The sequence below is a fragment of the Brevibacillus sp. NRS-1366 genome, assembly GCF_050467985.1.
On sequence record NZ_JBITPN010000021.1, the window covers coordinates 265,805 to 276,771 of the forward strand.

A 10,967-nucleotide genomic window follows, 5' to 3' on the forward strand; every position below is an offset into this window, starting at 1 on the left:
GAACTTATCATGTCTGATTTTGAAACTCTCGCAGGGATCCATCAGGGGCTGTTCCTGATCCTTTTGGTAGCCACGCTTCTGCCAGCAACCAAAGTGAAGGGGCTCGTTTATTTGCCATCTACACGCTCCTTGATGAAGGGCGCTGGCTGGAGCTTGTTTTTTGTTTTATTGGCGCTCCTTCTCTTTGCGGGGCAAGCGTTTGTGACGTGGTCCCTGTTTCATTCTTTTGGCTGGCTGTACGTAAAAGACAAGCTGATTGGCTTTCTCCCGCTGATTCTGCTGCCTATGACAGTCAGTCTAATGGTTTCGTTTCCCAGACTATGGCGATTGGCCATGGGACATATCCGCCCTTCTGGGGAAGCGCCTCCCCTGTCCACGGCCACTACAGCTGCAAACTCATGGGACCTAGCGACGGCGGAGCTAACATTACCAAGCAATACGCCTACTGAAGATGCAGTGATACATGAAGCTGCAACGGCATTGGAAGTACAGCAAGAAGAAAGCACGCCAGAAAAAACAGACGTGGTAGACGCTGACTGGAGAAGAGAAGCTTCTGCTCCTGAATTGATTGTGCCGCTGCAGGCAACTGTACTCGGCGTACTGATTGCCCTTGTTCTGCAATTCCTTTTCCCTGCTGTTACTTTGGAATTACCTAAGCTCGCGATCGCATGGGGCGTTCTTATTGGCGGCTTCTCGCTTCTCTGGATATGGCAATCGTGGCAGCAACACCGCAGCTCTCGCCCTGGCGAGTTCACTAAACTTCATCCGGCAATCCGTTTTTTACGTGCTGCAGCCATCCTTCTGGCACTCGGGACCGGAATTTTCTATTGGGGCAATCAAGAGCTGGTGGCGAGCATCCTCCCCGATCAGTTGAAAATGACCGATCACACGAACATAGACACAGGACGGCATGTACCACAGCTGCAAGCATCAGCGGATGCTCATGCCGAGCACTTATCTGAAGGGGCACCGGGCAAGCTGATCAGTGTAACGGAATTGACCGGGCCGCGAACAGGCACCCCGGATCGCCAGTTTACGCTGACCGCTCAAAAAACAACGATTCAGCTCCCCTCGGGTAAAACAGCCGAAGCGTGGACCTTTAACGGTCAATATCCAGGACCTGAGCTTCGCATCAAGCAAGGCGAGCTAGTCGAGGTCGTACTGGAAAACAAAGATATTACAGACGGTGTCACGATTCACTGGCATGGATTACATGTGCCAAATGCAGAGGATGGCGTCGCCGGAGCTACTCAAGATGCTGTGATGCCAGGTGAACGGCATGTGTATCGCTTTGTCGCCGAACAAGTCGGGACGTACTGGTACCACTCTCATCAACAGGCTTCTGTTCAAGTGCGGAAAGGGTTATTGGGCGCTCTCGTGATCGAGCCTGCTGACAGCCCTCAGGAAACAGGCAGCTTCCGAGATGTAACACTTATTCACCACAAGCTTGCCAAAGAAGGAGTCACGCTGAACGGACGCGATACGCTTGCGCTAGACACCGTCTCCCCTGGCACTTCGGTGCGGCTGCGCCTGATTAACGCAGACAACTTTCCCGTGACTTTCCAGCTGCTCGGAACTCCGTTTCAGGTTGCAGCGATTGATGGAAATGATGTGAATGAACCCAATCTGATTGCTAATCAAGCGCTCTTGCTGGCAGCGGGTGGAAGATATGACGTCAGTTTCACCATGCCGAATCGTCCCGTTTTCTTTGCGCAGGCCAAAAATGCGAATGGGAAGGGATTATTGCTAAGTCCGGATGGTACTGGCGAAGTGCCTGATATGGGTATGGATTTGCCCCTTTTTGATCCAGCGCGCTACGGCAGTCCCCAATCGTTGCCATTTGACCTATCTACGCATTTTGACAGAGAGTATCAAATGCTGTTCGATGTGCAATTCGGATTTTATGATGGACGCTTGGATGGTTTGTGGACCATTAACGGCAAGGTGTTCCCCGATACGCCGATGATGATGGTGAAGGAAGGCGATCTGGTGAAAATGACCTTTGTGAACCGCAGCTACATGGATCATCCGATGCACCTGCACGGACACCATATGCTTGTTCTCAGCCGCAACGGTAAAGCCGTCACAGGCAGTCCATGGTGGACGGATACCCTCAATGTCGCACCTGGTGAAACGTACGAAGTCGGATTTCAAGCCGACAATCCGGGTCTGTGGATGGATCATTGCCACAATCAGGATCATGCCGCATTGGGGATGACGATGCATTTGCTGTACGAAGGCATTACTTCTCCGTTTGAAATGGGGCGTGGGACTCGCAATCATCCGGAGTAGCTTCGTTCGGGCTTTCGTGGTGGGAGGAAAAAGGAGAAAACGCTCAAGTTCTTGGGACACTAGCATGGGGGATTCACTGTCCGGCTCCATGGAAAAAGGGAAACCGCGTCCAAAGCAGCCGATTCAAGAAGCTCCTCAGAGGTGGACGCTTAAGGGCGTGTTTCCCTTTTTCCATTGCGCCTTGGTCGGTGTCCCAAAGACTTTCGCTTATTTCTCCTTTTTCCTCGGCCAGCTTTTGGTCTTCTCTCAGTGACAAAGTAGCCTTCCATTCATCAAAAACACGAAAAGCAGCCAATGGCTTCATGCACAGGCTGCTTTTCTCATGGTGTCTATTTGGTTCGGCGGTTTTTTGCTGCCAATAGGCGGTTTAGTGTTTCATCTGGTTGGGCTTGTTCGTTGGCCGTACGCTCTTCTTTATTGGATAGGGGCGCTGCTTTGCTGAAAGCAGCGCGAGCCGTCGCTTGCGGGTTCGTCGTTGATGCCGCTACGCCCTTGTCACTGCCGCTATTGGTTTCCTTACTGACAGCTTGGGCACCACTTCGCTGACTCGCCTGTTTTGCCCCGAGTCGGGTCAGCACAGCCTGCTGTTTGGGACTAGCAGATGAAGCCCTTCGGCGGGTCCACACGCTTGCCAGCTTTGCCCACCAGTGATCGGGAAGCTGCAAGCGGCGAACAGCGACATCAAAGGGAAATAACAGGGCAGCCAGCATCAAGAGCCACTGGCCTACAGACTGGGTATCCCACTTTTCCGGAAACGATCCACCAAAAACTTCTTCTGCTTTGGAGATCTCTGTTCCTCCGCCAGCCAGCAGCCAACTGCGCAGTTCTTTTTCTCCATCGACAGGTATTCCGTACTCCGGTGAATATGAGACAGTCAATCCTGTTGTCTGGCTTGCCGTTACTTTGCCTTGTGCCTTCTCTACGATCTGAATCAGGTACGTTCCAGGATCATTCGTTTCAAAGTCACCTTCCATGATACCGGGTGCAATTGGCCTCAGTCGGATGAGCTCTCGCTGCATGTCCTGCCCCAGCACGACTGCCTCCAGCTCCTGCGGCATTCCCCTTCCGGCAGGCAGCGTCACCATTACCTTTCCTTTTGTACCTTCAAGACGGGTTTGTGTCTTCCATTCGCCTTCGGTAATCTGCGGCAATGTCCATGCGACAACTTCGTTCCACAGACGACTGTTTCCTCCCCAACTGACCCAGTCTGGAGCCCATTTGCCTTCGAGATCGCTCGTCCACGCTACAGAGCGGCCGAGTCCATATTGCCAGCGGGTAAGGATGGGATCCTCGTCCATGCTCATCAGGGATGTTTCAGCGGTCTGCTTCGGAGTCGTAGCCACATAGGCCCGCAGAGGAGGCAAGCCTTTTTGCAGGGAAGACCAGGCACCTGCTCCTATGAGTGCCGGTACTTGGGGTTTCTCAACGATAAATGTGCGACTGGCCAAAGCGGTTTCCTTGCTGAAAATTTTCGGGATAGATTCGGCATCATTAGCAAAGTAGTATCTGCCTTTTCCCCATTCAGCAATCATCTGCAAAAGCTGCGTATCCGCATCATCTCCGACTGCTACTGTGGAAACGGTTATATTTTCACCAGACATCTGCTGCAACAGACCTTGGTAATCATCCTGCATGCCGGACTGTCCATCTGTTAACAGGATGACATGCTTGCGCTGAGTTTTCATCGTCTTTACACGCTCATACGCCATCTGCAGAGCCGGGAAGATATCGGTACCACCGTCGGCAACAATACTGCCGATCTGTTGCGAAATCGCATCTAGCTTGGTAATCGGCTGCGGCGCTACGACCTCCCATGGATCACCGTCAAAGGCAATAACGCCGATGTAGTCCTGCTGATTCATCATCGTTGTAGCGCGAATTGCGGCTTCCTTTGCCAGCTCCATCTTGTCCACGCCTCCGGCATCTCCGGTCATACTGCCCGACTTGTCGATTACAAGCTGCAGCCCAAGAGAAGGAAGCTGTTCTTTTCCTTTCAAGTCCATGTGAACAGGCAGCGCTTCTTCGATCGGTGTCTGAAACCAGCCGCCCATGCCGAAGCCGTCACTCCCACCTGTCATGATCAGGCCCATCCCCAAATCACGTACGGCTGTCCTCATCCGTTCCATATCGGCGTCGCTCATTTGGGTGGCAGGTACGTCTGCTAAAATGACGGTGGCATATTGCTTGTAACCATCCAGCTCCTTTGGCAAAAGAGCCAGATCTCGCACATCCACCTTCAAGCTGCCCGCTTCCAGGGCCTGAACTAAATTGCTTGCCGCTCCCGGATGCCCCTGAGCAACGAGAATGACGGGAGAACCGGCAACTTGCGTATAGGTGGTCGCCTGATTGTTCGCCTGCACTGTATCATGCAGCGGCTCAATTTCGACGCGGAAACGGTGAAAGCCCTGCTCCATCGCTTTTTGTTGAAAAACAAAACGGTTCACTCCTTTATCAATCTGAACAGTTTGTCGTCCTGCTTCCCGGTTCCCTTCATACAAGCGAAGCGTCGCCTCGGTAGCAAGCGTGCTCTCCACCTCCACGCTGATGCCGTATTCTTCGCCAGCATACAAATGCTGAGGCACCTGCACGGAAGAGAGTACAACCTCATCGCCCTGGGGCTGCTGCAAGGAGACTGCCTCCACTGCAATCCCTCGTTCACGGGCCAGCTTCGTTTGGCGTGCTGCATCTCCACTGGTCGTGATCCCGTCCGTGAGCAAGACGACCTTCCCCCTGGCGCTGCTCGGAATCATCGCCGCTGCGAGCCGGATTCCCTCAGACAAATCGGTAGCATGGCGGTTAATCTCCACACCTAGAGGCAAAATCTCCGCACGTGTGGTCAGCGGTTGGTCTACGGCAGCTTCTGCACCGACAGATACGATGGCGTACTTGTCCTCCGCGCGCTTTTGCTCCACCGCGTCGCGCAAAAAGGCCATGATCCGTGGATCATCCTTCATAGATGCTGAACGGTCCACTACAAATACAATCGTTTTGGCCTGAACAGGGGTCAGCAGCTGCGTCCCGGCCAGTGCGCAAATAATAAGCAGGAAAAGAAGTGATCTGATAGACGCAATCGCAGCTTTTCTGCCGATTGGCATCTGCCTTTGCTGTCGCCACCAGCTGATCATCACGTATAAGACCGGGAGCAAGAGCAATAGGAATAGCGGTTGTACAAAATTAATACCCACGTTGATACACCCTCCATTCCACAAACAGCACCAAAAGGGCCAGCGCCGCGAGCCAATACGTCAGCTCCTTCGTCCCCACTGTGCTGGCTGCTTTTTCTCCTCCCTCGCTCCTTCCAGCCTGACTATCCGTTCCCATCCGCTGCATTTTTGGCGTGATGTCTGATTCGCTCTCACTCATCTGGACGGTAAAATATCGACTCTGCTGCCCTGTATCCAGCGTTTCGTCTAAACGATACAACCCCAACTGGTCAGGAACCTGCATCGCCCAGTTTGTCCCTTCACCGGTTATGGGCTTTCTCAGTCCATTCGGGGAGGTCAGCAGCCTCTCCGATACTCCTGGAGTCAGCGGAATAGATAAGAGCTCGCCCGGGTGAGCTGAACCGATTGGTGCCGATTGGGTTGGAGAAAGCCAAGTCACCACATTTTGCATGAGAATCGGAAAAGCCGGACGCAGCGGCAAATCCGATGCATGCAGATCAAATCCGATAATCACGATCCGTCGCCCGTCGATGATGCCTGCCCGGACCAAGTCAGTCTCGCCGGAACGCACCAATGCCTTCAACCCCGGCATCTCCCCCAATTCCGCACTTGACGCTACGTGTACCTCACCCCAATCCACATAGTTGAGCAGAGCGTCATCGTCAGATACAGCTTTTGGCTGCTGGTCCAGCTCTTTTACCCCTGCGTATGGCAGCCACTCTGTTTTTCGATCTGGCGCAATCAAGAGGATATTTCCGTCCGGCAGCTTATCAGGCACCATTCCATCGAAAACCCACAAATCGCGGGCTTCCGTTTGTTGCTGCGACATCTGCTGAAGAGTTTCCACCTCCAAACGGCCCACCGTCTGCAATACTTGATGCAAAAATCGATTCCCTTCTGGCGAGAGGAGAACTGCCTTGCCCTTGCCGGCTGCAAACGGCACGCTCCACATCTCATTGTCCTCTGCCAGCCCATCCTGCTCTGGCTCAATGACAGCCCGGTAGACAGGTGAAGCTGGCAACGACGAAAACGACACCGTATAAGACCCTCCTGCTTCCATCGAAAAGGACCCCGTGTCCAAGAGCTTGCTGTCTCCATCATAGATGGTGACTTGTCCACGAGAAGACTGACTGCCGTAATGATCAATCCGCAGCAGCCCCTCCATGCCTTTATCCGCCGGTTGAGTCACGAACACGCCGATAGCCGCATTCTCCCTTGTTCGTCCGATTTGCATGAAACGAAAGCTCCCGGAAAAAGCAGAAACTCCTCCCGATTCCACCTTGTGATCCCCGCTTCCATCTCCGATCCAAACGACACCGCTTCCTGGCTCATTGGCTGCAATTGCCCCTGCAAGAGAGAGTGCCGCAGTCGTATCTGCCGCCCCCGGAAATGCAGTGAGCTTTTGCAATGCTTGGGTCAGCTCCTGCTTGTCCTCGCTTTTGGAGAAAAGTACATTGGGTTCGCGTCCGGCTTCGATCAGCGTCATGGTTTGCCCGCTTCCCAACTGCTCCACCAACCCTTGTGCAGCCTGGATAGCGCGATCTATGCGCGTCTCTTCCCCTTCTTTTGCCAACATGCTGCCAGACGTATCCACCACTAGTACCGTATGATCAGTGGAGATCCCATCTGTAGGAACTGCTGGTCTGAGCAAAGCTAATAGCAGGAAGCATGCGATCAGCAATTGCAGAAGTAAAAGCAGATTGCGACGCAGCTTCTCCCACGGCCTCACTGCTTCCCAATTTTGCAACGTACGCTGCCATAAGAGTGTGCTTGGTACAACACGATCCTCTACTTTTCGCTTGAGCAGGTAGAGGACGATGATGGCCGGGATGATCAATGCGAACCACATGTTGCCGAGTGCCATCCACTGCATATTGGTCTCTCCTCTCTAGCGAATCATGCCAGCCTGACGAAATACTTGAAAGACGATCGACTCCAGTACCTGTTCGGCTTCGATTGCGACAAAGGAGATTCCTCTCCCATAAGCAAACGAAGTGAGCTCCTCTTGAAAGTCCGAAAGACTTTTGCGGTATTCTTCAATGAGCAGTCCTGTCACGGATACTTCTTTTGCCTGACTGGTTTCGGAATCAATCAGTCTCAGCTCGCCCTGGTAGGCAGGCTGCAGCTCTTCTTGTGACAGTACCTGGACCAGTGTCACCTCTTGCCGCGCTGCCTGCAAATAAGCGATTCCCCCAGCGTAGCCTGACTCGAACAAAAAGTCCGACAGCACAATCGAGATGCCTGCCTTGCCACGCACTGCTCCCGGCTGACGCATCGCTGAATGTAGATCACCAGTTCCGCCCTCTTTTAGCGAAGACAAAAAGCCGAGCAGTCGATGCGCCTGTTTTTTTCCTTGCAAGCCTTGGATGGACGCCGTAATCCCGCTGTCAAAAGCGTAGACGGAGACGTGATCGAGATTGCATAGAGACAAGTACCCGAGTGCTGCGGCGACTTGGATGGCTCGGTGCATTTTTCCCGGCTCTCCATAGCCCATCGACCGGCTGCAATCAATGTAGATCGTGACGTGAAGCTCTGTCTCGTCCAAATATTTTTTCAAAAAGAGCTTCCCTGAGCGCGCGTAAGCATTCCAGTCGAGCTGGCGCAGATCATCACCGGGAACATAAGCTCGGTAGTCGGCGAACTCCATGGAGCTGCCCAATTGTCTTGCGCGTCGCCCTCCCGCTTGATTGCCGCTGACGACTTTTCTCGTCGCCAGCTGCATTCTCTCCAGCCTCGCGAGCCACGATGGGTCTAGCAAGTGCTGGCTCATACCTTTCGGCTCTCCAGTCCGTCCAAAATATCGCGGACGATTCGATCCGGACGGATACCATTTGCCTCTCCCTCAAAATTGAGGAAAATCCGATGTCGCAGCGCCGGCAAAGCTACTGCCTCCACATCCTCGTACGCCAGATTGTATCGCCCTGCCAAAAGTGCCCGCACCTTTGCCAATGCGACCATCGCCTGTACACCGCGCGGACCTGCTCCATTTCGCACGTACTGATTGACGGAAGCGACAGCCTGCTGACCAGGATGTGTCGAGAGTAGCAATCCTACGGCGTAATCCAGCACCCTATCTGCTACCAGCACTTCGCGTGCAGCCTGCTGAATCTCGGCGATTTGTTCCGCTGAAGCGACTTTTTCTACCTGCGCGGCCTGCCCGGTTGTCGTCCGGAGTACAATTGCCTTTAGCTCTTCTTCTGTCGGATAAGGCACATCGATTTTGAGCAAAAAGCGGTCCATCTGCGCCTCCGGCAAAGGATAGGTACCTTCCTGCTCCAATGGGTTTTGTGTCGCCAACACGAAAAACGGGTCAGGGAGTGGGCGGGTCACACCTCCAGCAGACACGGTCCGCTCCTGCATCGCCTCCAAGAGGGCACTCTGTGTTTTTGGCGTCGCCCGGTTAATCTCGTCAGCGAGCACCACATGGGCAAAAATCGGTCCCGCCTGAAACTGGAACGATTGCTGTCCCGTTTCGTCCACCAGTAAGATGTTGGTTCCCGTAATATCCGTCGGCATCAAGTCCGGTGTAAACTGGATGCGCTGAAAAGACAGCTCAAACGCCTGAGACAGCGTCCGCACCAACAGCGTTTTCCCCAAACCGGGCACACCCTCCAAAAGCGCATGACCGCCAGCAAATACTGCCCAGAGGAGCTGTTCCACGACGTCTTTTTGCCCCACCAATACTTTTCCAATCTCTTGTCTGACGAGTTCTACTCGCTGCAGGCAATCCTCCAACGTTTGCTGCGCCATAGCCACGTCCCCTTCCTTCCATGTATCTGATCCACTCAGGGTTCAATTTTGCTGAAGTATTCTTTCACAACCTCTTTATAGTCGCCAGGAATGTTGCCTTTTTCTATACTTTCCCGGGCAAATTGCTCATATTGACCATACACTTCCTCGTATGGCAGCGTACTCCCGGAAGAAACCTGTGTATTGCCGCTCTGCTGCGATTGCGACGGCCCGGCACCCAAAGGCCCGCCTACGGTCTCGGACGGTCCGTTTTCGCCATCGATACGATTGGTCGGAATCGTAACCAGCTCGTGATTTCCCGCTCCCAGTCCAGCTCCCGATCCTTGGCCGCTGCCTGACCCATTGCCTGACCCCGAGCCGGAACCGATCCCTTGGCCAGAACCGTTTCCTTGTCCCGAACCACTTCCTTGCCCTGCACCACCATTCCCGTTTGCGGGTTGATTCGGCGTACCGGAGCCCGGATTCGCTGCGGCTCCGGATGCAGGCTGAGACGGATTATTACCGGGTGTTCCCGAGACCGGAACGGCTTGACCTGTACCGGCAGTCCCCGAAGCAGTGCCGTTACCTGCCGTCCCGCTACTGCCCGCAGATGCACCCGCGCTAGCGAGAGTCATCTGAGACTGCTGGAGCGAGGCTGCTGCATTTGCTGCCGCCAGCATGCCTTGCTGGGCTTGCTGGGCACCCGCCATTGCCTGCATGAGGCTAGTCTCCATGGCCGCCATGGCTTGGGGCACCTGTCCTTGGGCAGTTTGCGCGGCTGCTTGTGCCAATTGATTGGCTATTTCCTTTAGCTCCTCAGACTGTGCAGATTCGGCTTCCTTTTTCAATTGCTCGGCTGCCTTTTCCAGCTCGCTGGCTAGCTGCTCTCGCTCTTTCGGATTCATGGCTTCCAGTGCTTTTTCCATCTGTTTCAGGGCCTCTGTCATCGCTTGGCGATCGCTACTATTCATCGCATCCGCCACAGAGCGCGTCCCTTGCTGATTGCCTAGACTGCGCTGAAGCTCTTGCAATGCCGTCTGCTTTCGCTCTTGGGCTTCCTTCCATTTCTCTAGCTGCTTCTCGGCTGCGCGCAGCGCGTTTAGCCGTTCTGCCGGATCGTTCGCTTTCGCCAACGCCTTTTTTGCTTGCTCCAGCATTTCTTCCATCTGCTTTTTCTGCGCTTCACTCATGGCCGGGTCGCTTTTCGCTTCCTGCTTGATGGCCTCTACTTCCTTTTCCACCTCAGCCACAGCTTTTTTCTCCTCAGCCATCTGGGCGAGTCTCAGGTCCTGGGGATTCGGCCACAGAACTAGCAGGAGAGAAGCAACGAGAAGTCCACCGATGGCGTACTTCTTTTTCTGTGTATCTGCAAAGACTTGGATACTTTCAACGATTTGCGGCAACTGTTTGCGCAAAAGGCGCAGTGCGTCTTCTCGTTGCATCTTTGCCACTGTGGAATGATTTTTGCGATTTTCCCACGCAGTGACTACCCGCTCTGCCAAGCCATTCCCATCTGCTACACGGGCGCTTTGCAAGAGTGTCGGCTGCCTCCAAATCACACTCAGCCCGCCACCCAATACGGACAGCAGAAACAGGGCACACGCTATCCATAGATAATAAGGAATCGGCCAGAGACGGGCAAGGAGGAGCGCAAGTACGCTTCCTCCCATCCCCCACAAGCCGAAAACCGTCAATTGTCTAATGAAAACGTGAAGCTTTAGCCTCTTGCGAATCGGTTCTAGGAGCGACTGCAGCTCATCATTTGATTTTTGGGTAAACATG

At 53.9% G+C, this 10,967-nt stretch carries 6 protein-coding genes; 1 reads left to right on the forward strand and 5 read right to left on the reverse strand.

Features of this window, described 5'->3' with window-relative positions:
• Window positions 1-9 precede the first annotated feature (9 nt).
• The gene (locus ACIFQN_RS15480; protein ID WP_429833930.1) at window positions 10-2,292 is read left to right on the forward strand and encodes a multicopper oxidase domain-containing protein; all 2,283 of its coding nucleotides are present in this window, start codon (window positions 10-12) and stop codon (window positions 2,290-2,292) included.
• A 329-nt stretch (window positions 2,293-2,621) separates the two neighbouring features.
• Here ACIFQN_RS15480 and ACIFQN_RS15485 read toward each other — a convergent pair whose 3' ends face one another.
• The 5 genes from ACIFQN_RS15485 to ACIFQN_RS15505 are packed head-to-tail and all read right to left on the reverse strand — an operon-like array spanning window position 2,622 to window position 10,966.
• On the reverse strand, window positions 2,622-5,477 hold the full coding sequence (locus tag ACIFQN_RS15485; protein WP_429833931.1) for a VWA domain-containing protein: 2,856 nt from the start codon (window positions 5,475-5,477) through the stop codon (window positions 2,622-2,624).
• Complete coding sequence (locus tag ACIFQN_RS15490; RefSeq protein ID WP_429833932.1) at window positions 5,467-7,329, reverse strand: vWA domain-containing protein; 1,863 nt, start codon at window positions 7,327-7,329, stop codon at window positions 5,467-5,469. The genes ACIFQN_RS15485 and ACIFQN_RS15490 overlap by 11 nt, the downstream gene beginning before the upstream one ends.
• A 15-nt stretch (window positions 7,330-7,344) precedes the next feature.
• Window positions 7,345-8,226 carry a DUF58 domain-containing protein gene (locus tag ACIFQN_RS15495; protein WP_429833933.1) on the reverse strand — a complete coding sequence of 294 codons (882 nt, stop codon included), beginning with the start codon at window positions 8,224-8,226 and terminating at the stop codon, window positions 7,345-7,347.
• Window positions 8,223-9,206: an AAA family ATPase gene (locus ACIFQN_RS15500; RefSeq protein WP_429833934.1), complete on the reverse strand. Its 984-nt coding sequence runs from the start codon at window positions 9,204-9,206 to the stop codon at window positions 8,223-8,225. Before ACIFQN_RS15500 ends, ACIFQN_RS15495 begins: the two co-directional genes overlap by 4 nt.
• A 35-nt stretch (window positions 9,207-9,241) precedes the next feature.
• On the reverse strand, window positions 9,242-10,966 hold the full coding sequence (locus ACIFQN_RS15505; RefSeq protein WP_429833935.1) for a hypothetical protein: 1,725 nt from the start codon (window positions 10,964-10,966) through the stop codon (window positions 9,242-9,244).
• Window position 10,967 lies beyond the last annotated feature (1 nt).